This is a genomic window from Streptomyces sp. NPDC002838, assembly GCF_040295365.1.
GTDB lineage: Bacteria > Actinomycetota > Actinomycetes > Streptomycetales > Streptomycetaceae > Streptomyces.
The window spans coordinates 64,178-88,966 of record NZ_JBEOVF010000029.1; the positions used below are offsets into that span (position 1 = coordinate 64,178).

A 24,789-nucleotide genomic window follows, 5' to 3' on the forward strand; every position below is an offset into this window, starting at 1 on the left:
CACCAGACCATCTGACGTGCACTTTTCACGATGCACACTGCTCAGTGGACCGCGCGGGCGAACGGGCCGTCCAGGCCCGCGCGGGCAGTGCACGGGCAAGGTCGGGTGCCCCCCGGACGGTCAGCGCGGGAAGTACGGAAAGGCAGCGGTCCTGCCCCCGTCCAGGCCCCCCGGTCCCTGTCGCCGCGGCGGACCCGCCGCCCAGACTCGCCCTGGACACAGGTGACTGACCCGCAAGGACGCGAAGGAGCGAGCATGCCGACGTACCTCACCCCGGGCGTGTACGTGGAGGAGGTGCAGTCCGGTGCCCGACCGATCGAAGGGGTCGGCACCGCCGTCGCCGCGTTCGTCGGGTTCGCCGAGACCGGCCCGTTCCACGCGCCGACGCTGGTCACCAGCTGGGACCAGTACACCCAGCACTTCGGTGGCTTCACCGAGGGCACCTACCTGGCCCACGCGGTCTACGGGTACTTCGCCAACGGCGGCGGCTCCGCGTACGTGGTGCGGATCGGCGGGTCCGCCGAGAACGCCTCCGCCCCGGCGTCCGGCGGCGACAGGCGGCGGGGGACCAAGGCCGCGGAGCCGGTGGAGCTCGGTGGCTTCCTGGTCGGGGCCCGGCCGGGCGTGTCCGGGGTGTCGGTGGAGATCGCCGACGTGGAGGGCGAGAACCCGCCGGAGGACCGCTTCAAGGTCCTGGTCCGCCAGGGCGACCAGGTGGTGGAGACGTATGACGCCTCCACCCGTAAGAACGTCAAGGGGTACCTGGTCAACCAGGCCCGCGCCTCGAAGCTGATCGAGGTCACCGAGCAGCGGGGCGCCACCCAGAGCAGGCCCGCCGGCCAGACCGTGGCGGTCCCCGACGCTCCGGCCGCACCCGGCGCGCCCGGTTCCGGCGAGGTGTCCCGCCTCGACCCCGCCGAGTACGTCGGCGACTCCGCAGCCCGTACCGGGTTCGGCGGTCTGGAGACCATCGACGAGATCACCATGGTCGCGGTGCCGGACCTGATGAGCGCCTACCAGCGCGGCGACATCGACGCCGAGGGCGTACGCACCGTGCAGCTCGCCGTGATCTCGCACTGCGAGCAGATGGGCGACCGGGTGGCCGTCCTGGACACCCCGCCCGGGCTCTCCGCCCAGCAGGTGCGCACCTGGCGCAACGACGAGGCGGGCTACGACTCCCGGTACGCCAGCCTCTACTACCCGTGGGTGCGGGTCTTCGACCCGGCCGTCGGACGCAACACCACCGTCCCGCCGAGCGGTCACATCGCCGGTGTCTGGGCGCGCAGCGACGCCGAGCGCGGCGTGCACAAGGCGCCCGCCAACGAAGTGATCCGCGGCGCGGTGGACCTGGAGCTCCGGCTCAGCAAGGGCGAGCAGGACCTGCTGAACCCGATCGGCGTGAACTGCGTACGGGCCTTCCCCGGCCGGGGCATCCGGGTGTGGGGCGCCCGCACCCTCTCCTCCGACCCGGCCTGGCGCTACCTGAACGTGCGCCGCCTGTTCAACTACCTGGAGGAGTCGATCCTCCTGGGCACCCAGTGGGTGGTCTTCGAGCCGAACGACGACCGGCTGTGGTCGAGCATCCGGCGCAATGTCACCGCGTTCCTCACCGAGGAGTGGCGCGGGGGCGCGCTGTTCGGCCGCACCGCCGAAGAGGCCTTCTACGTGAAGTGCGACCGCGACAACAACCCGCAGGAGTCCATCGACCTGGGCCGGGTCATCTGCGAGATCGGCGTCTCGCCGGTCAAGCCCGCGGAGTTCGTGGTGTTCCGGCTGGCCCAGTTCTCCGACACCACCAGCCTCATCGACGAGTGAGACGAGTGACCCGCGGGTCCGCAAAGGAAGGTGACAGACAGTCATGGCAACGGGCGATGCTCTTTCCACCCACGTCTTCGGCGTGCAGCTTGGCGGCTACCTGGTCGAGTCGATTCAGGAGATCAGCGGGCTGACCGTCGAGGAGGAGGTCGTCGAGGTCCGCCAGGTCAGCCCGGAGGGCAAGCAGATCATCCGCAAACAGCCCGGCGCCCGGCAGGCCGGCGAGGTCACGATCGTCCGGGGAATGGACAAGAGCAGCGAGTTCACCAAGTGGATCAACGAAACCCTGAACAAGGGCGCCGTGGACGCCGCGCGGCAGAACCTCACCATCGAGATCAAGGACTCCGAGCTCACCACGGTCCGCCGCATCCAGCTGATGCAGGGCTGGGCCTCCAGGTGGGAGGGCCCGTCCCTGAGCGCGGGCGACTCGTCCCCGGCCACCGAGACCGTCACCATCGTGTTCGAGGAGATCATCGTCGAATGAAGCGCCGTACGGTGACGGCGGGCAACCTGGAGGAGATCCTCCAGGTGACGGCGCCCGCCCAGGCGACCGAGCAGGCGGCGGCACAGCCGGCCGCCGCCCCGCCGCCACGGGAGGACCACGGCCTGCGCACCGAGTTCGAGTTCGAACTGCCGCGCGGATACGTCGACGAGGCGGGGACCGTGCACCGCCACGGCGCGATGCGCCTGGCCACCGCCCGTGACGAGCTGCGCCCGCAGATCGACCTGCGGGTCAAGGAGAACCCGGCGTACCTGAGCGTGGTGCTGCTGAGCCAGGTGATCACCCGGATCGGCACGATCACCGATGTGCACGCCGGGATCGTGGAACGGATGTACGCCACCGACGTCGCCTTCCTCCAGGACTTCTACCGCCGCGTCAACAGCGAGGGCCACACCCGCGCGGCGGTGACCTGCCCGCACTGCGAGGGCGGCTTCGAGGTCGACCTCTCGGGTGGGCGCCTGGGGGAATCGTGACGTACGCCCTTCCCCGGCTCCGGGAGGAGATCGCGTACATCGCCTATCACTTCCACTGGCCACGCGAGGAGATCCTCGACCTGACCCACGGCGAACGCCGGCAGTGGGTGGCAGAGATCGCCCGTATCAACACCCGTGTGAACGAAGGCGGTTGAGCACATGGCATGGCGGGACAGGGTGCGCCGCCGGGCCGCCGCACCGGACAGCGCGGACCGTCCGCGGCGTACGGAGCGCTCCGGCGCCGGAGGGGACGATCCGTCCGGCGAGGGTCCGGACCGGAGCGTGCCCGGCGACCCCGGTGCCTCCGTGCCTGACGCCCCGGGTCCCTCCGTGCCCGGCGACTGGGACGGCGGCTGGCGCCGTACCCCACCGCCGGAACTCACCGTGTCCCGCGCCGCGCTCGGCGTCAGCGACGGCCTCGCCTTCCGCGCGGGCCTCGCCGCCTGGCAGAACCCGTCGTTCGACGCCGGCCTCGGCCACGCCCTGCTCCCCACGGCCCCGACCGGCCTGGTGCGCGGCGTCACTCGCCCCGCCGCCCCGCAGCCCACCCTCACCGGCGGGGGGCCGCTGCTGCTCCGGGCGCTGCGCCCGGAGGGGGCGGACGGCCCACGGGACGACGGTACGCCGGACGCCCCGACATCTCAGGGCGCGCGCGGGATGCGTCCGGGGGCGCGGCCGTCCGGTACGGCGCCGCTGTCCGGTTCCGTCTCGCCCGGTTCCGTCTCGCCCGGTTCTGTCTCGTCCAGCCCGGAGTCCTCCACCGCACTGCCTTCGCGTGGCGGTTCCGGGGCGCGTCCCGGTGCCAACAGCACGGCGGGAAAAGGGAGTTCGGATGACGCTCCACGGCCCCGTGGCATCACGTCCGCGGATTCCCCTGCCGCGCTCTCTCCGCCACGTCCCCCTGTCCAACGGGCCGCGGAGCCGGACACCGGCCCGGTCGTGACCCCGGCCGACACCGGCCGTCCGTCGGCCGCTCCGGAGACTGCGCTGGTACGACGTGTGTCGGTGGTCCCGGGCGCAGCCGCCGACGGGGGCGTGGCCCGGCCCACCTCGCCGACACTGCCCGGCGTGCCCCACCCGAACTCCGGGCCCGCGTCCCGGTCGTCGGCCGGTTCAGGGGCCCGTACGCCTTCCGGCCCGACCGTCCAGCGCACTACGACGGGGATGACAGGGCCACAGTCCGCCCGCGAAGGCGGCCGGCCGGAAGCACCCCGGACCTCCGGTGCCGAGGTGTCCCCACCGGCCGTCCGGCTCCGCCCGGTTGGGCCTTCCATGACCGTCGCTCGGCACCCGGCCGGACCCGTGCGCCGCGTTCCAGCCCTGCGGCCCGCCGCCACCCCTGCGCCGCCCGACCACAGCACAACCCCTGAAGCATCCGGCCCCGCCTCCACCACGACGGCACAGCGCGCCGCCCCGCGCCCGGGTAGCCGCGCGCCCCTCGGCGCCCCGCTGAGCGAACTGCCCTCCACGGCCGCACCGTTGGCGGAGGGCAACCCCGCCCCGCCCCCCGCGCCCGGTCCCGCGCTGCCCGTCGTCCAGCGCCACGCGGACGGCACGGTCGGCACCCCGCGCCCGTACGACAGCGCGCAGGGAACGGCCCACGACGCCACGGACGGCCCCGCCGCACCGGCCGACGCCCCGCGCCGGGCCCCCGGCCGTGCCGGGGCACGCGTGCGCGGCGGCCTGGGCGCGCCGCTGCCCGCGCTGCCGCCGAGCGCCGACCTGCCCGGTTCTGCCGCGTCCGGCGCCCGTGCCTCCCGCCCGGCGCCCGACCCGGCCGCGCAGCGCGCTCCGGCACGCCAGGACCGAAGGTCCACAGCCGCTCCGGCGGCGGCCACGACGGATCACGACCGGACGCCCACCGAGGCCGTACCGCGTACGGCACCCCTCGCGCCGGGAGAGAGCGGAGCGGACGCGCCGCTGCTGGGGGCGGCCGACGTCCAGCGCCGCCTCGCGGACCACTCCTACACCGGGGGCACCACGGAGCCCGGCGGCCCAGCGGGGCACGGAAACGGGCCCGCCACACCGATGGTGACGCCGTCCCCGGCTGCCGCGCCCCAGCGCCCGGCAGCACCTGAAGGTGCGTTGGGCACGGCAGGGTCGGCGGGGAACGCCACGCCGCTGGTGACACCTTCCCCGGCCGTCGCCCCCCACAGCCCGGCAGGACCGGCAGGACCGGCAGGAAACGCGCGACGACCCGGTACGACGTCCGGCGGGCCGGGCCCCGGCAGGCAACGGCCCCAAGGCCCCGCCGCCCCAGGCCCCGCAAACCCGACCCCCGTCGTCGTCGCCCGCGCCATAGCCCAAGGCGCCGGCGGCGCCCGGCCCTCCGGCGCGGCCGGACCGCCCCCGCTCACCGGGACCCGCTCCTCCGTAACGCACTCCGCCCCGGCGGCACCCCGCACCCTCTCGCTGCTCGCCGCGCGCCCGCTCCCCCTGAACACCCGGGCCCCGGAAGGGGTGGCACCGCCCGCCGCCTCCCGCTCCGGCGCCCGTCCCGTGGTGGCGGCGCGCTGGCCCGGCGCACCGGCTGCCGCCCAGGGCGACTCCGCGCCGCCCGCGCGGCCGACGCCGGGTCGGTCCGCGGCCACCCCGGCGACGCCTCAGGTCCAGCGGGCCGCGACCGCGCACCCCGGACCGGGGAACTCGGGCGTACGAAGGGCGAGTTCCGCAGGCTCCGTCCCGGCCTCCTCCGTCCCGGCCTCCTCCGTCCCGGCCTCGGTCCAGCGTGTCCCGGTCGTCCGCCCTGCGCCGCCCCACGGGGAGACACCGCCGCCCCACGGGGACACACCCGGGACGGTCGTCGCCCCTGCCGCCGCCGTACCGGCGCGGTCCCTGCCGGTGACCGCCCCGCCGGCGCCGCCGCTCACGGACCGCCCGTCGGTCCCGTCGGCACAGGCGCCGGTAGGGTCCGTCCCCGTGGTCCGGCCGCGGACCGTCGCGCCGGGCCGCGGAACGGCGGCAACCCCGGTCCAGCGTGACATCAGCGTCGCCGGCGACCTCGCCGTACCCAAGGACGCACCGGCCAAGGACGCACCGGCCAAGAAGGCACCGGCCAACGAGGTGCCGGCGCGCGGCCGGCCGCGGTCGGCCTCCGCGTCGACCACCTCGGCGTCGGCCACAGCCGGCAAGGGCGCGGCCCGGCGCGCCGAGACACCGCAGGACCCCGGCCTCGACCTGGACGACCTGGCGCGCCGCCTGCTCGACCCGGTGGCCCGGCTCCTGCGCACCGAGCTGCGGCGCGGCCGGGAACGCACGGGCCGTCCCTACGACGGACGCCGCTAGAGCCGGAACGAATGAACGACGGACGGATGACGGACGAATGACGGACAGCATCTTCGCGACGAGCGTGTTCTTCCGGCTCGCGATCGGCGGCAACGACCTGGGCGCCTTTCACACCTGCTCCGGCATGGGCGCCGAGGTCGAGATGGAGAACTACGCCGAGGGCGGCAACAACGGCTTCACCTGGAACTTGCCCGGGCGCGTGACCTGGTCGAACATCACGCTCACCCGGCCGGTCACCGCCGATACGGCGAAGATCGGCCGCTGGCTCGACGAGACGCTGCGGCGGGTGGAGCCCAAGGACGGCGAGATCGTGGCGCTGAAACCGGACCTGACCCAGATCATCAGCTGGCAGGTGTTCGGGATCGTCCCGGTGCGCTGGCAGGGGCCGTCCTTCGATCCCGCCAGCTCGGAGGCCGCGGTGGAGACCCTGGAGATCGCCCACGAGGGGCTGCGCCCTTCCTGACAGACCGTCAAAAACACTGTCAAAACTGGCCCCCACCCTACGCATCTTCTCCCGGAAAGGAAGTCCCGACATGTCCCCAGCGGCGCGCTCCAGCCGGGCCAGGGCTCAGCTGACCCTGAAGGAGCCCCCCGCTTCGGTCGGCGCGAAGCCCGGCGGGACGATCACGCGACTGAACCTCCAGTTCAACCCCTCCACCCTGGAGCTGCGCAAGAGCACCGAGTGGCGGCGTACCCCGTCCCGGATGGCGGGGCAGTCGGCGCTGCCCGAGTTCGTCGGCAGCGGCCCGCGCGAGCTGAGCCTCGAAGTGTTCCTGGACGCCACCGCCACTCACGACAACTCCGTGGAGAAGGCGGTGGAGAAGCTGATGAAGGCATGCGTGCCGACCCCGAAAAGCCTGGGCCGCAAGAAGCCGGCCAGCCCGTGGGTGCGGTTCCAGTGGGGCACCGCGCGGACGACCTCGTTCGACGGGGTGCTGTCGAGCCTGTCGGTGTCGTACACGCTGTTCGACGTGGACGGCAGGCCGCTGCGGGCCACCTGCGCGCTGTCGATCGAGGAGGCGAGCGTCGGCCCGGCGGGCCAGAACCCGACGTCCGGCGCGCGCACCGCCCGCAGTACGCACACCGTCGTGGCGGGCGACAGTCTGGCCCTGCTGGCCTGGCGGGAGTACGGCGACGCGACGGCCTGGCGGGTCATCGCGGAGGCGAACGAAATCGACGACCCGATGGCGCTCGCGCCCGGCACCGAACTCGTGGTGCCGGCGCTGGGGGACACGGGCGATGAGGAGGAGCGGTGACCACACCCGGGGCACGGGGCGGCCGGTCGTTCGCGGCGGACCCCGTCGTGGAGACGCCCGCCGAACTTCCGCAGGTCTGGGCCACCCAGCTGGTCAGCTGCGTGGTGGACGAGAACATGGGCCTGCCGGACGCGGCGGTGCTCACCTTCCGCGACCCCGACCACGAGTTCCTGAAGGCGACCGGCATCACCATCGGCACCCCGCTGCGGGTGTCGGTGGTGACCGTGTCCGGCAAGGCGCGCGAGCGGCTGTTCAACGGCGAGGTGACGGGCCTTGAGCTGGACCATGACGGCACGGGCTCGTTCACGGTGGTGCGGGCCTACTCCAAGGCGCACCGCCTCCAGCGGGGCCGGAAGGTGGTGGCGTTCCGGAACATGACGGCGGCCCAGATTGTCCGCCAGGTGGCCCAGGGCGCCGGGCTGACCTGCGGAACCGTGCAGGCCGCGCCGATCACCTACAAGCAGCTCTCGCAGGCGAACGTGTCCGACTGGGAGTTCCTGCAGTACCTGGCGGGCGAGAGTGGCGCGCAGGTGAGCGTCGACGACAAGGGGCTGCTCCAGTTCACCCAGCCGAAGAAGGCGTCCGGCGCGCCCGCGCCGTCGACGTCGGCCGTGCGCAACCCGATGGTGCTGGAGTACGGGGCGAACCTGCTGGCACTGCGGGCCTCGCTGTCGGCCGCGGACGGCGCGTCGTCGGTGGAGGTGCGCGGCTGGAACGTCACCACGAAGATGCCGCTGGTGTCCCCGAAGGCGTCGGTGATCAGCGACACGGTGGTGCCGGGCCTCAGCCCGGCGATGGCCGCCCGGTTCGGCAAGACGTCGAAGCTGACCGTCACGGACACCCCGTACCGCACCCAGGCCGAGACGAAGGCGGTCGCGGACGCGACGGCCGCCCAGGTCAGCGCCGGCTTCGGGGAGCTGGAGGCGGTGGCCGAGGGCAACCCCCTGCTGCGGGCGGGCAAGCCCGTGGCGCTCGGCAACGTCGGGCAGTTGTTCTCGGGCCGCTACACGGCCACGGCGGTGCAGCACGTCCTCGAGCCGAACGGCGGGTACCGGACGACGGTGTGGGTCAGCGCCAGCCCGGACCGCTCCCTGGCCGGCCTGGTGACCGGCGCCAACGCGCCGAGCCGGGGGCCGCGCATGCCGGGGCTGGCGATCGGCGTGGTGACGGACGTACGCGAGCCGGGCGGCGCCGAGAGCGGCGCGGTGAAGCTGAAGTTCCCCTGGCTGGACGACACGTACACCACCGACTGGGTGCGCACCGTGCAGTGGGGCGGCAAGGGCGGCGGAGGCGTGGTGAGTCCGGAGGTCAACGACGAGGTCCTGGTCGGGTTCGAACAGGGCCTGCTGGACAGCCCGTACGTCATCGGAGGGCTCTACAACGGCGTCGACAAGCCGTCACCCCACGACGTCCCGCTGATCGACAAGACCACCGGGAAGGTCAACCGCCGCTCCATCGTGTCGCGTTCGGGGCACCGGGTGGAGCTGCTGGACACGCGGGCACCGGGTCCGTCCGGACTCAAGCTCGTGACCGCTGACGAGCGCCTCGAAGTGAGCCTCGACGACCGGCTGGACCGGATCGAGCTGACGGTGTACGGCCCCGGCGCCGGCCCCAAGCGCACCCCCCTCACCTCCGTCCTGCTCGACAAGAGCGGCATCACGCTGGACGCGGGGACGGGCACCGTGAGCGTGAAGGGCCGGCAGGTGGAGATCGAAGGCACGACCGGGGTGACGATCGACGGCTCTTCGGTGGAGGTCACCGGCAAGTCGAACGTCACCGTCGACGGCGGTGCGCTGGGCGTCCTCAAGGCCGTGACGGTCCGGATCAACTGAGGCCCGGAGCCGTAACCGATGACCCGCCGGCCGTAACCGATGAACCGATGACCTGGAGCCGTAACCGATGAAAGGAGCACCGCATGCCGGCCGCAGCCCGTATCGGTGACCCCACCAACCACGGCGGTGTGATCGCCCTGCCGCCCGGCCCCGCCGCCCAGGCGGTGGCGCGCGTGCTGATCGGCGGCCGTCCCGCCGCCGTGACCACCGGCGTGGGCACCACCGCCGGCGTGGGCAGCCTGCACACCTGCCCGATGGGTCCGCACGCGGCCCTGCCGCTCAACGCGGTCCTGCCCAACCCGGCCGCGGCGGCCAGGGGCCAGGTGCTCATCGGCGGGTTGCCGGCCGCGCGGGCGCGCGACCAGACCACGTGTGGCGCGATGATCCTCACCGGCGCCCCGAACGTCCTGATCGGGGGTATCTGATGAGCGAGCGGTTCATCGGGCGCGGCTGGGCGTTCCCGCTGCGGGTCGGGCCCACCGGCGGGATCGGCATGGTCGAACGGGAGCGGGAGATCGAGGAGGCGATCCGCCTGGTGCTCGGCACCGCGCCCGGCGAGCGCCCCATGCGCCCCGAGTTCGGCTGCGGCATCCACGACTACGTCTTCGCCCCCGGCGACGGCGCCACCGCCGGACGTGTCGCGCAGCAGGTGCGCGAGGCCCTGGAGCGGTGGGAGCCGCGCATCGCGGTGGACGACGTGGTGGTCGCCTTCGACTCCGTCGAGGCCGGCACCCTCTACATCGACGTGCACTACACGCTGCGTTCCACCAACGACCGGCGCAACCTGGTCTTTCCCTTCTATACGATCCCCTCCGACGAGGGGCTTGAGGAATTGGTCGCCGACTGATGGCCCTGCCCTCCCCCAACCTGGACGACCGGCGGTTCCAGCAACTCGTCGACGAGGCGAAGCGGTACGTGCAGCAGCGCGCCCCGGAGTGGACCGACCACAACGTCTCCGACCCGGGCGTCACCCTGATCGAGACGTTCGCCTACCTCGTGGACCAGTTGCTGTACCGGCTGAACCGGGTCCCGGACAAGAACTACATGGCGTTCCTCGACCTGTTGGGGATCGGCCTGTTCCCGCCGGCCGCGGCCGGCGCCGAGGTCGACTTCTGGCTGTCGGCGCCGCAGCCCGACACGGTGGTGCTGCCCGCGGGCACCGAGGTGACCACCGCGCGTGGCGAGAGCGGCGGGACGGCCGAGAGCGACGAGGCCGTGGTGTTCGCGACCACGGACGAACTGCGCGTCGTAGCCAGCGAGTTGACCCGGCTGGTGACCGCGCCCCGGACCGGTGAGCAGACCGACCGGACCAGGACACTCGACGAAGGCCACGACGTGCGCTGCTTCCAGGCGGCACCGGAGCCGGGCGACGCGCTGCTGTTCGGCCTGCCGACGGCGGTGCCGCGCTGCGTGGTCGCCGTGCACCTGGACAGCCGCGTGGAGGGCGTCGGTGTGGACCCGCGCCAGCCCCCGCTGGTGTGGGAGGCGTGGGACGGTGGCGGCTGGCGGGTGTGCGAGACCGGCACGGACACCACCGGCGGGCTGAACCGGCCCGGCGAGGTCATCGTGTACGTACCGGCCGGGCATACGGCGTCGGTGATCGGCGGGACGCGGGCCGGCTGGCTGCGTTGCCGCGTCACCGAGGCGGAGCCTGGCCAGCCGTTCTACTCGGAGTCCCCGACGGTGCGCGAGGCGGAGGTGTTCACCGTGGGCGGCACCATGTCCGTCGAGCACGCCGAGACCGTGACCGACGTGCCGCTCGGCACCTCGGAGGGGGTCGCGGGGCAGACGTTCCGGCTCGGCCGCCCGCCGGTCCTCCTCGACGGCGAACCCCCGGTGGTGGAGGTGTCGTCGGACGCGGGGTGGCAGCGCTGGGATGTGGTGGAGCACTTCGGCCGCTCCGGGCCCGCCGACCCGCATGTCCGCGTGGACGCCACCACCGGCGAGTTCAGCTTCCCCCCGGTGCTGCGCGAGCCGGACGGCACGCTGCGGCAGTGCGGCGCCGTGCCGCCCAAGGGCGCCCAGATACGGGTGGCCCGCTACCGCACCGGCGGCGGCCCGGCGGGCAACGTCGCCCGCGGCGCGATCTCCGTGCTGCGCAGCTCCGTTCCGTACGTGGCACGGGTCGTCAACCGGGAGGCGGCGCGCGGCGGCGTCGCCGGTGAAACCGTCGCCAACGCCAAGCTGCGGGCGCCGGACGCGCTGCGGATGCAGGAGCGCGCGGTGACCGCCGAGGACTACGAGATCATCAGCCGCCAGGCGGCGCCCTCCGTGCGCCGGGTCCGCTGTCTGCCCGCCGCGGACGGTGCGGACAGCGCGGGCGCGGTGCGGGTCCTGGTGGTGCCGGACGCGGTGGCCGACGAGGGCGACGACCGGCTCCGCTTCGAGCAGCTGATCCCCTCGGACCAGGTGCTTCAAGCGATCACCGCGAGCCTCGACGAGCGACGCCTGATCGGCACCCGCCTGGTGGTGGAGCCGCCGGTCTACCAGGGCGTCACCGTGGTGGCCCGGCTCGCGGCGGCACCGGGCGACACCGACCGGGTGCGCGAGGCGGCGCTCGCCGCGCTGTTCCGGCACCTCAACCCGCTGCACGGCGGACCGGACGGCACCGGTTGGCCGTTCGGGCGGCCGGTGCAGTACGGGGAGGTGTTCGGCGTGCTGCAACGCGCCACCGGCGACGCGCTGGTGGAGGAGGTCCGGCTGTTCGCCGCGGACCCGATCACCGGGCGGCGCGGCGCGCCGTCGGACCGCATCGACGTGGCCGCGGGCGCGCTGGTCTTCTCCTACCAGCACCAGGTGGTCGTCACGGCCATGGAGCCGGAGGTACGGGGATGAGCGTGGTCGTCACGGTCACCGGGCCGGGGGTGTGGGGATGAGCCGCGCCGCCGTACCCGGCCTGCCGAGCCGGTACCCGATCGGCGGGCAACTGCCCGCCCTGTACGCCGACGACGACTTCGCGCAGCGGTTCACCGCCGGTCTCGACACCGTCCTCGCCCCGGTGTTCGCGACCCTCGACAACCTGCCCGCCTATCTCGACCCCCGGGTCACTCCGAGCGACTTCCTGGCCTGGCTGGCGTCGTGGGTGGGCGCCGCCGACGACCCGCGGTGGCCCGTGGAGCCGCGCCGCGAGGCTGTGGTCCGCGCGGTGGAGCTGCACCGGTGGCGCGGCACCAGGCGCGGCCTGGTCGAGGGCCTGCGGCTCGCGCTCGGTGTGCACGCCGAGGTGACCGGGGACGGCGGCGCGACATGGTCGAGGACCGCGGGCGCCGACCTGCCGCCGCAGCCCCCCGGCCGGCCCCTGGTCCGGGTGTGGCCGGACCACGAGGCGCGGGTGGACGCGGCTCGGGTCCACGAGATCGTCCGGGCCATGTGCCCGGTACACACCGTCTGCCGGGTGGAGATCCTGCCCGGCCCGCCCGCCGATGAAGGGAGGTGACGCCATGCGCGCGTGTCCCGCGTGCGGGGCGTCCAACGGCTCCGCGGACGACTTCTGCGGCAACTGCGGTGCGTACCTGGGCTGGTCGGACACCACGCCGGCCCCGAGCACGCCCTCGGAGCCCTCGGCTCCGCCTGACCCCACCACCCCGCCGGACCCCACCCCGGCGCCCGCATCGCCCCCGGCGGAGGAGCCCGCGTCCGCCGCGGCTGGTGGCACCTCGTCGTCGCGCACCCGGCTGACCGGCCGCGGCCGCAGCGAGGCGAGGGGGAGGGGACCGAGCGCTTCGCATGCCGCGGGCTCACGCTCCGGCGGCGACGAGAATCCCGGCGCCGACCCCGGCCAGGAGGAGGCCACGAGCCCTCCGCCCGAGGCCGGACCCGACGATGTCCGCACTGAGCACCCCGCCTCCGCGCACCACTCGACCACCGGCGAGACCACCGGCGAGACCACCGGCGAGACCACGAGCGAGACCACTGGCACCGAAGAAACCCCCCACACAGGCGAAGCTCCCCCCACCGCCCCGGCCGCACCGTCGACCCCCAGCACCCCACCTGCTCCGACCGTCCGGAACATGCCGGGCCCTCGGACCCCGGCCACCCCCACTCCCGAGGTTCCGTCGCCGGACCCCGTGCTGCCCGTACGCCCGGCGAAGCCGGTGGCGCCCCGCCCCGTCGTACGTCCCTCGGCGGTGCCGGACGAAGCGGCGGGGGAGCCCTGCCCCGCCTGCGGCACGCCCAACCCGCCGGACCGCCGGTTCTGCCGACGCTGCGCGACTGAGCTGAACCCCGCCGCGAAGCCCGCCCCGCTGCCGTGGTGGCGGACCATGTGGCCGCTGCGCCGCCGGGTGCGGGCGAGCTCGGGCAGGTTGGTGCGGCTCCTGGTGATCCTGGCCGTGGTGGTGGCTCTGTGCGCGGGCGGCCTCCTGCTGCTGCCGGTCGGACGCGCCCTGGTCGAGGACACCCGGGACAAACTGAGCAAGGCCAAGCCCGTGACCCCGGTGGACATCGAGGCGAGCGCCGAGCTCCCTCGGCACCCGGCGAAGAACACCACGGACGGGCTGAGCAACAGCTACTGGGGCGCCCCCGCGCCGGGCGCTTCGCTGACCTACACCTTCCGCGAGCCGTTCCGGTTGGTCGACCTGATCATCACCAACGGCCCGTCCGCGTCTCCGGAGGAGTACACCCGCCAGGCACGCGCGCTCCAGCTGGACCTGGAGGTGACGACGCCGGACGGCACGAAGCACGACAAGACACTCACCCTCAGCGACAAACCGGGCCCGCAGACGATCCCCACCGGGATCAGCGACGCGAAGACGGTACGCCTGGTCCTGCGCTCGGCCGCCGGCCTGACTGCGGGCCGTCATCTGGCCCTGGCGGAGGTGGAGTTCTTCCAGCGAAGCTGACAGCGACCGCCCCTGCATCCATCCAAGGCGCGCGGGGCCGCGCCCGCATCGGCGCGGCCCCGCGTTGTCACAGTCCTCCGGTGTACTCGAAGATGTAGAGCCCGTGGTCGCGGTCGGAGGCGGCGACGTACTCCTTGCCGCCGGAGGCGAAGACCTGGGCGCCCCAGAAGTTGTTGCCGCCCTCGTCGATGTAGTGGCCGACCTCCACGATCTTGTCGTCGACGATCTTCGCGACGCGCAGCCCGGCCGCGTAGTACGAGAAGTAGAGCAGGTCGGCCCGCTTCTCTGAGACGGCCACCTCGTGGATGGACAGGTCGCCGGAGCCCGTCGCGTGGGCGGGGTCGTGCGCCTCGGGAACGGCGTAGGTGTCCAGCTCGGTGAGCTTGCCGCTCTCGTTGCGGTAGAGGTGCGCGTACCCCCAGCCGTCGAAGTACGACGAGAAGGTGAGCCGGTCGCCCTTGGTGCCGAGCGCCACGGGCAGTTGCTCGGGGCCCGTTCCGGCGAGGCAGGCCGCGTCGTCGTAGGGCTGTCCGAAGAGGGCGAAGCCCTGGCCGCGCGGTGCGACACCGAACGTCGGGATGTCGCCCTCGACGCTCATGCCGAGCGTCTGGTCGCAGGCGTCCGTGCCGGTGCGGTTGAAGGTGAGTACGGCGTCGTAGCCGCCCGCGGCCATGACGCTCGCGACCTTCTCGCTGAAGGTGCACACGCCACGCTCGACGACGGCGACGTCCACGGCGTTCGGGTCACCGGCGGGGACCGCCGGGTCACCGGGGCAGGCCCGGCCCGCGAAGACCGAGTCGCCGGTGATGGTCCGGCCCTCCTCCAGGCGCGTGGTGTTGCTGCCCTGGCTCGCCGTCAGCTCGGTGCCGTCGGTGAGGTTGCGGGCGGTGAGCGCGTACGGCCCGAAGTCCTCGTCGGCGCCGATGACGTACTTGTTGTCAAGGGTGAACTCGGCCTGGTGGGCGTTGCCTTCGGGCACGACCTCGAATCCGCTCTCCAGCATCTCGGGGTCGAGTGCGGCGAAGTCGGTGTCGCCGAGGTAGGTGGCCTTCGTCGGGTCGGTCACGTCGAGGGTGACGTAGCCGCCGTCCCAGTAGGAGGCGAGCATGATCTGCCGGCCGCCGATCTCCTTGACGACCATGTCGTGCAGGAAGATCTCACTGAGGTTGGCCGGGGCGCCCTGGACGATCCGCGGGAACGCCTCGTCGAGGTCGTACTCCGCGATGACCTTGGCCTTCTTGGGGTTGGTGATGTCGACGATGTCGACGTCCGGGCCCTCTTCGTTGTCGACGATGACCGCGTACGCCTTGCTGCCCGCGTCCCAGGCGTAGACGCTGTGGATCTCGTTGGCGTCTTTCTTGCCCTGACCCGCTGCCGTGTGGTCGCCGACGCCCTCGGCGAGCGGGGTCGGGTGGGCCGGATCGCTGACGTCGTAGAGGTTCATCCCGCCGAAGCCGGCGGTCTCCTTGCACTTCTCGTTGTTGCTGACCAGCACGTCACCGTCGAAGTACGGGGTGTCGATGTGCAGGGTCTGGATGCCCTCGCCCGGTGCGCTGCCCTCCTTGGCCTGGATGAAGGCGACCTCCTTGGGCGTGGCCGGCTTGCGGATGTCCACCACGTGCACGCCGTTGTACTTGCAGGTCGCGCCGCCCCAGGCGGCGAGGTAGGCGTACCCCTTGAAGACGCCGACGTCGGCGATCTTCTCGGGTTCGACGTTCTTCAGGCCGAGTTCGCTGACGAGGCGGACGTTCTCGCTTCCGGCGGGGAGATGGCCCTCGTCACCACCGTGCTGGTGGCTGTGGTGATCGTGTGTGGCCTTGGCGTTGTCGATACCGCCGTCGTCGGCGGAGACACCGTCATGTGCGTGGGCGACACCGGCGAAGGCACCTGCGACAAGGCCCACCGCGGCGAGACAGCCCAGGGCGCGTACGCGGGTTCTCGCTCTGCCCATGGCTCTTCCCATGGCTCTCCTTGGTCTGAGAGTGAAGAAGGCGCGGGGGGCAGCGAGGGGAACGTACTCTGTGGCCGGCCTGTGAGGAAAGGGTTGCGGAGCCGCGTTAACGTGATCGTATTGACTGTCGGCTTCGGACGGTGCGTCAGGGGACGTGGCGGTCAACGGGAGTTGATGGTGCTCGGCGGGCGGGTGGACGCCGTGGCATCCACCCGCCCCTGGCCGCTACACGCTCCGGCCCGGCCTACTCGCCGGAGCGGTAGACAGCGATCTCGGTCAGCGTCGGGGTGTACTGCTCCGTCGCGATCTGACCGGTGAGCGCCACCCGGAGCCGCGAGGTGGTGACGTCGCCGAAGCCGGTCACGGTGAGGTCGTGCCCGATGCCGGTGTCGCGGCTCGCGAAGGTCACCCATGTGCCGGTCCCGGGGTCCCAGCGCTGGAGCTCGAAGGACCGCACCCGCGGGTTGGTGCCCGAGTCGGTGTACTCGTCCAGGTAGACCTCGTCGAAGGTGGTGTCCACGCCGAAGTCGATGTCGAGCGTGATCGGGTAGGCGGCGTCGTCGGCCGCGGCCCAGCGGGTCGTGAGGTCGCCGTCGGTCAGCCTGTCCGCGGTGAGCGTCCCGTTGGCCCCCGGGTGGGTCGAGCTCGCCGTGACGGGTTTGCCGAGCGCGAGGTCGACCCGGTTGTCCGCCTCTTCCTCGATGGGGTCGTCGTCGACCGGGTTGGTGACCTGGGGACCGATGCGGCTCTCGGCGATGCCCATGTCCGGTGCTTTGCCGTAGTAGATGTGCGTGCCGAGGAAGTCCTTGGTGCCCAGGTGCGGGTTGTACCGGCCGGCGTCGATGAGCGGTGAGTCGTTTCGGAGGGCGAAGTGCGCCGCGGCCTTTCGGATCTTGTTCACGCCCGCCCCGGTGACGTAGTCGGCGGGGTCACCGACGAATCGCGGGTCGGTTCGCAGCCCCTTCGGGTCGGCCGGTTCCTGGGGGGAGTGGGTGCCGCCGGCCTCGTAGTAGTCGTTGTTGGAGAACACGGCCTGCCGTAGGGCGCCGGTTCGGCGGTACCACGGTGTCTCAGTGGTCTTCGAGGTGTTGTAGAAGATGTTGTTCAGGAAGTAGACGCGGCTGAGGAACGTCTCGTCGTGGACGTAGTCGAGGTCCGCGCCGTCGTAGACGAAGGTGTTGTTCGTGAAGTACGTCGGCGAGTAGTTCGTCGACAGCATGTTCTTCACCAGGACGCCGTTGTCGTTGACGCTCAGGTTGTAGCGGGCCACCGAGTTGGAGCTGTTGCCCATGTAGGCCATCCAGCCCGCCGCGTTGTCGTGCGAGTAGTTGTACTGGTACGTGACGTTGAAGTTCGTGTACTCGAGGTCCCACGGGGTGCCGTCGAACTCGTTGTTCGGGCCGCCGTAGACCTCGTTGAACTGCATGACCGAGTCGGCTCCGGCCCACAGGTAGAGCGCGCAGGAGACCGCGTCGTAGCGCTCCAGATAGCCGTTCACCTCGTTGTACTCGACTGTCATGTTCTTGGTGTTGGCGAGCTGGATCGCGCCCTGGCCGATGCTCTTGGCGTAGTTGTGGCCGATGTAGACATCACGGCTGTACAGGTCGCGGGTGCGCACCCACAGCTGTTCCCAGCCCTCGTGCCACTTCCCGCTCTCGTCGTACTGGCCGGAGTCCGCGTCGCGGTCGTAGAACCAGTTGAACGCGAACTGGACGGCGTGCAGTTCGACGTTCTCGAAGGTGTTGTTCTCGATCCGGACGTCCTTGAAGTAGTAGCCGCCGGTGTCGTACTCCTTGTAGCTGCGGCTGCCGAAGACCTGGAAGTCGACGGCTCCGTAGTGGATCCGCTGCCAGGTGCTCGGGCCGTCGAGGTTGTGGACGAACACGTTCGAGATGCGGAAGTGGTCCATGATGTTGTCCGCGCCGTCCTTCAGGAGGTCGGCGTTGATCGAGACCATGATTCCGTCGCGGACGTAGGACCCTGTGGTGATGTCGGTCGCGAAGTCGTCGTCGTTGGACAGCTCGACGTTGTTGATGTTCCAGTACTGCTGATTGCGCAGCACGATGGCGCCGGTCAGGCCGACGGTGGCGGGATTCTTCGTGCCGTCCGCGTTGAACGGGTTCGGCACCTTGCCGTTCGTCGCGATATACGGACGGCCGGCGCTCGGGTCGCCGTACGCCGAGATGGTGATAGGCCTGCCCGAGCTGCCCGAGCCCTTCGGCCACAGCTGCTCGTCCTGCCACTGCGCACCGGCCTTGAGCAGGATGCGGTCGCCCGGTGCGAACGTCTTCGCGTTGGCCTTGGCCAGGGTGCGCCAGGCGGTCTTCGGTGAGGTCCCGGCCGCGTTGTCGCGACCGTTGGTGGCGTCGATGAAGTAGTCCGTACCGCCGGTCGTGTTCGGCATGTTGCCCGGCCAGGACGGTTTGGCGGCTGCGGGGGTGGGGGCGGGTGCGCGGTCCGGGGCCGCGGCGGCGTGCGCGGTGGGAACGAGCGAGCCTACGAGCAGCGCGGCGAGCAGGGCGACGAAGCCCGCGTACAACGACCGTATGAGGGGTGGTCCGGTATCGACAGGTGTCATGGGGACAGGTCTCATTGCTGCACATCCTCTGCGTTGATGGCGTCCATCGCCGAGGTGTCGACATCGATGTCGCCGCTCTTGACCCGGCGCTGGAGGAACTGGGTGAACTTCTCGTCGACGAGCGACTGCCGGATCCGCTGGGAGTAGTCGGCGAACGCCTTGTCCTCGTCGACGTTCTTGCCGTCGAGCTCGTAGTAGGTGATCTGGCCGGTGCCCTTGACGGGGGCGGAGATCGTGCCCGGTGCGAGTTTGCCGAGCACCGCCATGAGGTCCTGGTCGTGGGTGTTCAGCCCGGTCGAGCCACTGCCGTCGTACGTGCCGGTCGTGAGCTTGGCACCGGGTTCCCCGGCGGCGACGGCCGCGAGGCGCCCGGCGGCGGTCACCCGCCGCTGCAGGCCGGCTGCGTAGTCCGCGGAAGCGCCGTCGGGGATCGGTACGACGAGCTGCGCGTACTTGTAGGTCGTCGCGTTGGCGCTCCAGGCGTCCCGGTCGGCGTCGAACTCGCGCCGGACCTCGGCGTCGGTGACGTGGAGCGGGGCGCCGGCGTCCGCGCTGAGCCGCTTCTTCAGGCTCGTGGTGAGCTCGGTCAGACGGTGTGTGTAGAACTCCTCGGGGGAGAACCGCGCGACGCCGTAGACGGTCCGGCCCGCGGCGATGGCCTTGGCACGGGCCTCGTTCTCCTGGGCCAGTTCGGCGAGGAAGTCAGCGTGGTCCACGGAGTCGACGAGCCCCTGCTCCTTCGCGAGGACGAGCGTGGTCTTGTCCCGCCAGATCTCGTAGAGCGCCCGGGTCTCGAGGCGCTGGAGCGCGGTCTTGTCGCCGGCCTTCGCGTTCCAGTCGATCGTGCCCCGGACGTCGTACTTGTTGCGCAGCTCGTTCTGCACGGTCGGCGCGAGCCGCCGCATGTGGAAGAGCAGTTCGTCGCGGGTCACGGGGTGCCCGTCGAGGGAGGCGACCTCGCTGGTCTCGCTGGTGCGGTCGCTGAGCATCGTCACTGCGGTGATCACCAGGGCGGCGACGGCTGTGCACACGCCTGTTACGAGGAGAACGGCCCGGCGCGACGGCTTGCGGGAGGTGGCCGGCTTCCTTGAGGTGCCCGGTCTGCCTGGTCTACGGGAGGTGGCGCTTGGTTTGCGCGAAGGGCCTGGCTTACGCGACGTGCCCTGCCTGGCCGAAGTGCCCTTCATGACACCGCCCCGATCGCAGCCACCCGGGCGACGACGGGCGTGTCCCGCGCCTCCGGCACCTCGACCCGTACGGCGTCGACCTCGACCGGCGGAAACGTCAGGATGCGCTGATGGCCCACCGCGTGCGCCTCCGCGAGCGTCGTCCACCGCCCGTCCCGGCGGCCCCGGACGACGACGTGCTCGATGCGCTGCCCCCGCGTGATGTCCTCGCCCAGGACGACCGCCTCGACCGGGTGGGGCCGTGCGAACGTGAGTGTCACGCCGGGCCGGGGGTCCGTGTCGTCCGGCCGCCACGGCGTACGCCCAGCGCCCGGCCACGCGGTCGCGACGTCGCCCGCGGTCCCCGACGAGACCGTCGCGGTCGCCTCGATCCGCCCCGCCCGGAAGTCCTCGATACGCCGCCCGAGTTGATCGAGGACCGCCACGTCGGTGTCCCGTATGCGCCCGTCCCGGGCCGGCGGGACGTTGAGCAGGAAGCAGGAGTTGCCGCCGACAGCGCGCAGGTAGATGGTGAACAGCTCGTCCACGGAACGGACTTCGGCGTCCTCGGCCGGGTGGTGGAACCAGCCGGGACGGATCGAGGTGTTGACCTCGGCCGGATACCAGACCAGGTCGTTCTCGTGCCCGGCCAGCGCCGCGCGGCTGCCGAGGTCGCGGTCGTCGCTGCGTACGAGCCGGGCGAAGGTACCGTCGTCCGCCTGCTGCGAGCGGTCCGCGGTGCGCTCGGCGTCCCGCAGGGCGCGCGGCACCACGCTCCACTCGTCGGGGCGGGTGTCACCGGCCTCGTTGCCGCACCAGCGGACGTCGGGTCCGCACACGCTGATGACCGCGTCCGGTTGAAACTCGCGGACCACCGCGTAGTACCGCTCCCAGTCGTACACCTGGGTCTTGCCGTTGGGGCCCTCGCCGTTCGCGCCGTCCAGCCAGACCGAGAACACCGGCCCGTACCGGGTGAGCAGTTCGGTGAGCTGGGCGACGTAGAAGTCGTCGTACGCGGTCCCGGAGCCGTAGGACGCCTCGGTGCGGTCCCACGGGGACAGGTAGATCCCGAATCGCAGGCCGTGCCGGCGGGCCGCGTCGGCGACCTCCGCGACCACGTCGCCCTGTCCGCCTCGCCACGGCGACGAGGCGACCGAGTAGGCGGTGACGTCACTCGGCCACAGGCAGAACCCGTCGTGGTGCTTGCAGGTGAGGATCACGCCGGTCATCCCGGCGCTCTTGAGCGCCGCGACCCACTGGTCGGCGTCGAGCCCGGCCGGGTCGAAGGCGGCCGGGTCGTCGTGTCCCTCGCCCCACTCCCGGTCCGTCATGGTGTTCATGCCGAAGTGGATGAAGCCGTAGAACTCCATTGCCTGCCAGGTGAGTTGGCGCTCGCTCGGGCGGACCGCGGCCAGCGCCCGCGCCTGTCCGGGCGCCGCGGCCGCGGTCACCGGAACCGCCGGTTGTACGAGGCGAGCAGGGCCAGCAGCCCGGCCAGCGCGGCGAGCATGAGCAGGAGGTTTCCCCACCCGACCGTCGTGCGCGCGGTGACGACGAGCGTGAGGCAGGCTGCCGCGACGAGCGTACGGGCGGTGACGAGCAGCGCCGTACGTGTCGATTCCTTCATGACGTTTCCTTCCACTGATGCCGCGAGCCACTGATGCCGGCCGGGGGTCAGCCCTTCACTCCGCCGGATGCCATGCCCGCGATGAGGCGGCGCTGGATGACCGCGTAGAGGATGAGGACGGGAACGATGACGATGACCATGCCGGCGTAGAGACGTCCGTAGTCGGCCGCCGCCTTCTGCGCGGTGAACAGGTTGAGCAGGCCGACCTGCAGCGTCTTGCCCTCGCCGGGGAGCAGGGTGAGCGCGATGATGAAGTCGTTCCAGTAGGCCAGGAAGTTGAACAGGATCACGGTGGTGACCGCCGGGCGCGCCATCGGGAGCATGACCTGGGTCATGATCCGGAAGCGGGACGCCCCGTCCAGGGCGGCGGCCTCCTCGTACTCGACCGGTATCGACCGGAAGTACGCGGTGAGCAGGTAGATGGTGAACGGGATCGACGTGGCCGCGTAGACGAGCGACAGGACTCCGGGGTTGTCGATGAAGAAGCCGCCGGGGAAGACGTCGACGAGTGCGCGGTCCCAGTCGACGAGCATGAGGAAGATCGGTACGACGATGTAGTTGACGTTGACGAAGAGCCCGGCCAGGAGCGCGGTCTCCACGACACGGCGGCCGCGGAACTCGTAGCGGGCGATGACGTAGGCCGCCGGCACCGAGACCGCCAGGACGAACACCAGCCCGAGCACCGTGACGAGCACCGAGGTCAGGAAGTACCGACCCATGTGCGCGGTGACGAAGGCGTCGACGTAGTTCTGGAAGTGCAGGCCCTTCGGCAGCGTCCAGGGGCTGCCGAAGAACTCGCCCTTCTGTTTGAGCGAGGCGAGCAGCACCCAGGCGACCGGCACCGCGATGGCGAGCGCGAGGGCGACGACGAGGGCGTAGGTGAGTGTCCGGCCCGTGCGGGGGCGGCCCATACGGGAGCGGGACGACGAGTTGATCGTAGTCATGGTGTCTGTCCTCGAAGAGCTCTCAGAACTGGAGGGGTTCGCGCTTCGTCGCCCGGCTCACCAGGAGCGACACGAGGAACGAGAACGCGAAGATGACGACACCGATGGCCATGCCGTAGCCGTACGACGAGTTCGTGTACGCCTGCTTGTACATGTAGTTGAGCAGGACGTCGGAGGAGCCGTCGGGTCCGCCGCCGGTCATCGCGCGGACGAGGACGAAGCTGAGGTTCACGGCGCTCATGACGAAGAACGTCAGCGTGGTGCGCAGGCTCTGCCAGATGAGCGGCAGCGTGATGGCGAAGAACTGCCGGGTGGCGGAGGCTCCGTCGAGCGCGCTCGCCTCGTACAGCTCCTCCGGGATGCTCGCCATGCCCGCCATGTAGAGGACCATGTAGTAGCCCAGCGACTGCCAGACCATCGCGATCGCCACGGAGTAGAGCACGATCTTCTGGTCGCCGAGCCAGACCTGTTGCAGGCCGTCGAGGGACAGCAGCCGGAGTGTGCCGTTGAGCAGGCCGTTCTTCTGGTCGTACACGGCGGAGAAGATCGCCGCGATCACGACCACCGAGAGCACGTTCGGGATGTAGAGGACGAACCGGTACAGGTTTCGCCCGCGCAGCCGTTGCCGGGTCATGATCGCGGCGAGGAACAGGCCCATGCTCATCGTCACGACGGTCACCACGACCAGGAGCGCGACCGTGTTCTGGAACGCGCGCACGAACTGCTTGTCGTCGAGGAGGTGGGTGAAGTTGTCGAGCCCCACGAAGCGCATGTCCGGGGAGAACCCGCCCCAGGAGTAGAGGGACATGCGGAACACGTTCACGGTCGGGATGATCATGAACACCGCGAAGAGCGCCAGCGCGGGGAGCAGGCAGGCGAGCACGAAGCCGGTGTTGCCCTGCCTGCGGGCCGGGGCCCGGGCGCCGTGCCGGGAACTCGCGGCGGACGGCGCCTTGTCGGCCGTTTCGGAGGTGCGGTTCGTCGAGCCTGGGGAGGGGGTGGAGAGGGTCGTCACCGTGCCGGTCCTTGGGTCGTACGAATACGAGGCAGTCCTGGGTGAGCGGAGAGGGGCTCCCGGGTCTCTCCCGGGGTGGAGAGGCACCGGCGGCGGCCCGGCATGGGCGGGCCGCCGCCGGGACCGTCAGTCGCCCGCCTGGCGCAGCTTCTCGCTGGCGTCGTTCAGCGCGGTCTGCCACTTGTCCTCGGTGGTGTCGCCGCTGATGATGCTGTTGGCGGTGTCGAAGAGCGTGGCCTTGATGTCGACGCCCTCGACGGGCGCGGCGGAGGCGAACCCGCCGACGAGCGCGGAGACCGACGGGTCCTCGTACACCTTGTAGAACTCGGCGTTCTCCCCGGACAGGCTGCTCGCGATGCCCTCGATCGGCTGGATCGCGTTCGACTTGGCGAAGGTCTTCGCCGCCTCGTCGGAGTACAGGTAGGCGATGAAGTCCTTTGCCGCGTCCTTGTTCCGGGCGGCGCTTGGGACCCAGGCCGACTCGACCGACGTCGTGATGTAGCGCTTGCCGCCCGCGGTGACCGCCGGCAGCGGCGTCAGCCCCCACTGGAAGCCCTTCGCACGCGGAGCGTCCGCCATCTCGCCGACGATCCAGGTCCCGTTCGGCATGAACAGCGCCTTGTTGTCGAGGACCAGCTGCTGGTTCTTGGTGAAGTCCTGCTCGTTGGCGTATCCGACGGTGGCCGGCGCGGCGTAGCCCAGCAGCCTGGTGGTGATGTCGAGGGCCTTGCGGGCGTCCGCCGACTTCCAGACGTCCTTCTTGTACGTCATGACGTCGGTGTAGAACTGCTCCCCGCCGACGTCGGCGAGGAGCGCGAAGAAGAACGAGTCGAGGTACCCGGCGGTCGGGTAGGTGAACAGCGGTATGCCCTGCTTTTTGGCCGTGTCTCCGAGCGCGAACATCTCGTCCCAGGTGCCGGGGACCTTCCAGCCCTTCTGCTCGAACAGGCCCTGGTTGTAGAAGAGTCCGGTCGGCGCGTAGTACATCGGCATGAGATACGTCTGATCGTTGCCGTACGGGTTGGTGTTGAGGTTGCCGACGATGTTCTTGGTGAGCTTGTCCCCCACGGTCCTGTCCTCGCCGGGGACCTTCGCCTTGAGCACCGGGGTGAGGTCCTCCAGGGCCTTGTCCTTGATGAGGGTCTCGGTGAGGGCGGCCTTGCGGCCCTGGCCGAGCACGACGACGTCCGGGTACTTGCCCGCCTTCATGTTCGGGGTGATCTCGTCCTCGATGCTCTTCGAGATCTGCAACTGGACATCGATATCGGGGTGCGAGGCCTCGTACTGCTTGATGACCTGCGTGTACATGGCGCGGCCGTAGCCGCCTTCGAGGGCGGCGACCTTGAGGGTCGTCTTGCCGGATTCCGAGCTGCTCCCGCCGCCGGAACAGCCGGCGAGCAGTCCGAGCACCGTGACCGCGGCGCCCGCGAGGACGAGCGATCTCCTCATGTGGGGTCCTTCCCGTGGACAGTTGCCCACCTGGCTGCGAGCGGTGGAGCAGGTC

General features: G+C 71.4%; 21 protein-coding genes. 13 read left to right on the forward strand and 8 right to left on the reverse strand.

Annotation, left to right across the window (positions count from 1 at the left end):
* The first annotated feature begins 255 nt into the window (after positions 1 to 255).
* From ABT063_RS31275 to ABT063_RS31335, 13 genes are all read left to right on the forward strand, one after another.
* Positions 256 to 1,815, forward strand: a complete 1,560-nt coding sequence (locus ABT063_RS31275; protein ID WP_351062941.1) for a phage tail sheath family protein — start codon at positions 256 to 258, stop codon at positions 1,813 to 1,815.
* Positions 1,816 to 1,858: 43 nt separating this feature from the next.
* On the forward strand, positions 1,859 to 2,299 hold the full coding sequence (locus ABT063_RS31280) for a phage tail protein (protein WP_351062943.1): 441 nt from the start codon (positions 1,859 to 1,861) through the stop codon (positions 2,297 to 2,299).
* Complete coding sequence (locus ABT063_RS31285; RefSeq protein WP_351062944.1) at positions 2,296 to 2,790, forward strand: hypothetical protein; 495 nt, start codon at positions 2,296 to 2,298, stop codon at positions 2,788 to 2,790. Before ABT063_RS31280 ends, ABT063_RS31285 begins: the two co-directional genes overlap by 4 nt.
* Positions 2,787 to 2,945, forward strand: coding sequence for a DUF6760 family protein (locus tag ABT063_RS31290; protein WP_166681600.1), 159 nt, complete (start codon positions 2,787 to 2,789; stop codon positions 2,943 to 2,945). Before ABT063_RS31285 ends, ABT063_RS31290 begins: the two co-directional genes overlap by 4 nt.
* A gap of 4 nt (positions 2,946 to 2,949) precedes the next feature.
* Entirely contained in the window at positions 2,950 to 6,075 is a 3,126-nt protein-coding gene (locus ABT063_RS31295; RefSeq protein ID WP_351062946.1) for a hypothetical protein, read from the forward strand.
* A 37-nt stretch (positions 6,076 to 6,112) separates the two neighbouring features.
* Positions 6,113 to 6,538 carry a phage tail protein gene (locus ABT063_RS31300; RefSeq protein WP_351062948.1) on the forward strand — a complete coding sequence of 142 codons (426 nt, stop codon included), beginning with the start codon at positions 6,113 to 6,115 and terminating at the stop codon, positions 6,536 to 6,538.
* 70 nt (positions 6,539 to 6,608) lie between these two features.
* Entirely contained in the window at positions 6,609 to 7,331 is a 723-nt protein-coding gene (locus ABT063_RS31305) for a CIS tube protein (protein WP_351062950.1), read from the forward strand.
* The gene (locus ABT063_RS31310; RefSeq protein ID WP_351062952.1) at positions 7,328 to 9,163 is read left to right on the forward strand and encodes a VgrG-related protein; all 1,836 of its coding nucleotides are present in this window, start codon (positions 7,328 to 7,330) and stop codon (positions 9,161 to 9,163) included. The genes ABT063_RS31305 and ABT063_RS31310 overlap by 4 nt, the downstream gene beginning before the upstream one ends.
* A gap of 83 nt (positions 9,164 to 9,246) precedes the next feature.
* Positions 9,247 to 9,588, forward strand: a complete 342-nt coding sequence (locus tag ABT063_RS31315) for a PAAR domain-containing protein (RefSeq protein WP_351062954.1) — start codon at positions 9,247 to 9,249, stop codon at positions 9,586 to 9,588.
* A complete protein-coding gene (locus ABT063_RS31320) occupies positions 9,588 to 10,010 on the forward strand; it encodes a GPW/gp25 family protein (RefSeq protein WP_351062956.1) in 423 nt (140 codons plus the stop codon). Before ABT063_RS31315 ends, ABT063_RS31320 begins: the two co-directional genes overlap by 1 nt.
* Positions 10,010 to 11,998 carry a putative baseplate assembly protein gene (locus ABT063_RS31325; protein ID WP_351062957.1) on the forward strand — a complete coding sequence of 663 codons (1,989 nt, stop codon included), beginning with the start codon at positions 10,010 to 10,012 and terminating at the stop codon, positions 11,996 to 11,998. Before ABT063_RS31320 ends, ABT063_RS31325 begins: the two co-directional genes overlap by 1 nt.
* Positions 11,999 to 12,035: 37 nt before the next feature.
* The gene (locus ABT063_RS31330; RefSeq protein WP_351062959.1) at positions 12,036 to 12,599 is read left to right on the forward strand and encodes a phage tail protein; all 564 of its coding nucleotides are present in this window, start codon (positions 12,036 to 12,038) and stop codon (positions 12,597 to 12,599) included.
* Between the two features lie 4 nt (positions 12,600 to 12,603).
* Positions 12,604 to 14,004: an NADase-type glycan-binding domain-containing protein gene (locus ABT063_RS31335; RefSeq protein ID WP_351062961.1), complete on the forward strand. Its 1,401-nt coding sequence runs from the start codon at positions 12,604 to 12,606 to the stop codon at positions 14,002 to 14,004.
* A gap of 67 nt (positions 14,005 to 14,071) precedes the next feature.
* Here the strand turns inward: ABT063_RS31335 and ABT063_RS31340 are convergent, their stop codons facing one another.
* From ABT063_RS31340 to ABT063_RS31375, 8 genes are all read right to left on the reverse strand, one after another.
* Positions 14,072 to 15,955 carry a PA domain-containing protein gene (locus tag ABT063_RS31340; protein WP_351062963.1) on the reverse strand — a complete coding sequence of 628 codons (1,884 nt, stop codon included), beginning with the start codon at positions 15,953 to 15,955 and terminating at the stop codon, positions 14,072 to 14,074.
* Between the two features lie 244 nt (positions 15,956 to 16,199).
* Positions 16,200 to 18,533 (reverse strand): discoidin domain-containing protein, encoded by a 2,334-nt coding sequence (locus ABT063_RS31345; protein WP_351062965.1) that lies wholly within the window; start codon positions 18,531 to 18,533, stop codon positions 16,200 to 16,202.
* 11 nt (positions 18,534 to 18,544) lie between these two features.
* Complete coding sequence (locus ABT063_RS31350) at positions 18,545 to 19,564, reverse strand: peptidyl-prolyl cis-trans isomerase (protein WP_351062967.1); 1,020 nt, start codon at positions 19,562 to 19,564, stop codon at positions 18,545 to 18,547.
* Positions 19,565 to 19,716: 152 nt separating this feature from the next.
* Positions 19,717 to 21,150, reverse strand: coding sequence for an alpha-L-fucosidase (locus ABT063_RS31355; RefSeq protein WP_351062969.1), 1,434 nt, complete (start codon positions 21,148 to 21,150; stop codon positions 19,717 to 19,719).
* The gene (locus ABT063_RS31360) at positions 21,147 to 21,326 is read right to left on the reverse strand and encodes a DUF6903 family protein (protein WP_351062971.1); all 180 of its coding nucleotides are present in this window, start codon (positions 21,324 to 21,326) and stop codon (positions 21,147 to 21,149) included. Before ABT063_RS31360 ends, ABT063_RS31355 begins: the two co-directional genes overlap by 4 nt.
* A 47-nt stretch (positions 21,327 to 21,373) precedes the next feature.
* Positions 21,374 to 22,270 (reverse strand): carbohydrate ABC transporter permease, encoded by an 897-nt coding sequence (locus ABT063_RS31365; RefSeq protein WP_351062972.1) that lies wholly within the window; start codon positions 22,268 to 22,270, stop codon positions 21,374 to 21,376.
* Between the two features lie 22 nt (positions 22,271 to 22,292).
* Complete coding sequence (locus tag ABT063_RS31370) at positions 22,293 to 23,285, reverse strand: carbohydrate ABC transporter permease (protein ID WP_351062973.1); 993 nt, start codon at positions 23,283 to 23,285, stop codon at positions 22,293 to 22,295.
* 126 nt (positions 23,286 to 23,411) lie between these two features.
* Positions 23,412 to 24,734 (reverse strand): carbohydrate ABC transporter substrate-binding protein, encoded by a 1,323-nt coding sequence (locus ABT063_RS31375; protein WP_351062975.1) that lies wholly within the window; start codon positions 24,732 to 24,734, stop codon positions 23,412 to 23,414.
* Positions 24,735 to 24,789: the final 55 nt, after the last annotated feature.

What these genes read in the sequence shown, in the direction of transcription:
- ABT063_RS31275 (WP_351062941.1), top strand. Translation starts at nt 256, where the DNA reads ATGCCGACGTACCTCACCCCGGGCGTGTACGTGGAGGAGGTGCAGTCC.
- ABT063_RS31280 (WP_351062943.1), top strand. Translation starts at nt 1,859, where the DNA reads ATGGCAACGGGCGATGCTCTTTCCACCCACGTCTTCGGCGTGCAGCTT.
- ABT063_RS31285 (WP_351062944.1), top strand. Translation starts at nt 2,296, where the DNA reads ATGAAGCGCCGTACGGTGACGGCGGGCAACCTGGAGGAGATCCTCCAG.
- ABT063_RS31295 (WP_351062946.1), top strand. Translation starts at nt 2,950, where the DNA reads ATGGCATGGCGGGACAGGGTGCGCCGCCGGGCCGCCGCACCGGACAGC.
- ABT063_RS31300 (WP_351062948.1), top strand. Translation starts at nt 6,113, where the DNA reads ATGACGGACAGCATCTTCGCGACGAGCGTGTTCTTCCGGCTCGCGATC.
- ABT063_RS31305 (WP_351062950.1), top strand. Translation starts at nt 6,609, where the DNA reads ATGTCCCCAGCGGCGCGCTCCAGCCGGGCCAGGGCTCAGCTGACCCTG.
- ABT063_RS31315 (WP_351062954.1), top strand. Translation starts at nt 9,247, where the DNA reads ATGCCGGCCGCAGCCCGTATCGGTGACCCCACCAACCACGGCGGTGTG.
- ABT063_RS31320 (WP_351062956.1), top strand. Translation starts at nt 9,588, where the DNA reads ATGAGCGAGCGGTTCATCGGGCGCGGCTGGGCGTTCCCGCTGCGGGTC.
- ABT063_RS31325 (WP_351062957.1), top strand. Translation starts at nt 10,010, where the DNA reads ATGGCCCTGCCCTCCCCCAACCTGGACGACCGGCGGTTCCAGCAACTC.
- ABT063_RS31330 (WP_351062959.1), top strand. Translation starts at nt 12,036, where the DNA reads ATGAGCCGCGCCGCCGTACCCGGCCTGCCGAGCCGGTACCCGATCGGC.
- ABT063_RS31335 (WP_351062961.1), top strand. Translation starts at nt 12,604, where the DNA reads ATGCGCGCGTGTCCCGCGTGCGGGGCGTCCAACGGCTCCGCGGACGAC.
- ABT063_RS31340 (WP_351062963.1), bottom strand. Translation starts at nt 15,955, where the DNA reads ATGGGCAGAGCGAGAACCCGCGTACGCGCCCTGGGCTGTCTCGCCGCG.
- ABT063_RS31345 (WP_351062965.1), bottom strand. Translation starts at nt 18,533, where the DNA reads ATGACACCTGTCGATACCGGACCACCCCTCATACGGTCGTTGTACGCG.
- ABT063_RS31360 (WP_351062971.1), bottom strand. Translation starts at nt 21,326, where the DNA reads ATGAAGGAATCGACACGTACGGCGCTGCTCGTCACCGCCCGTACGCTC.
- ABT063_RS31365 (WP_351062972.1), bottom strand. Translation starts at nt 22,270, where the DNA reads ATGACTACGATCAACTCGTCGTCCCGCTCCCGTATGGGCCGCCCCCGC.
- ABT063_RS31375 (WP_351062975.1), bottom strand. Translation starts at nt 24,734, where the DNA reads ATGAGGAGATCGCTCGTCCTCGCGGGCGCCGCGGTCACGGTGCTCGGA.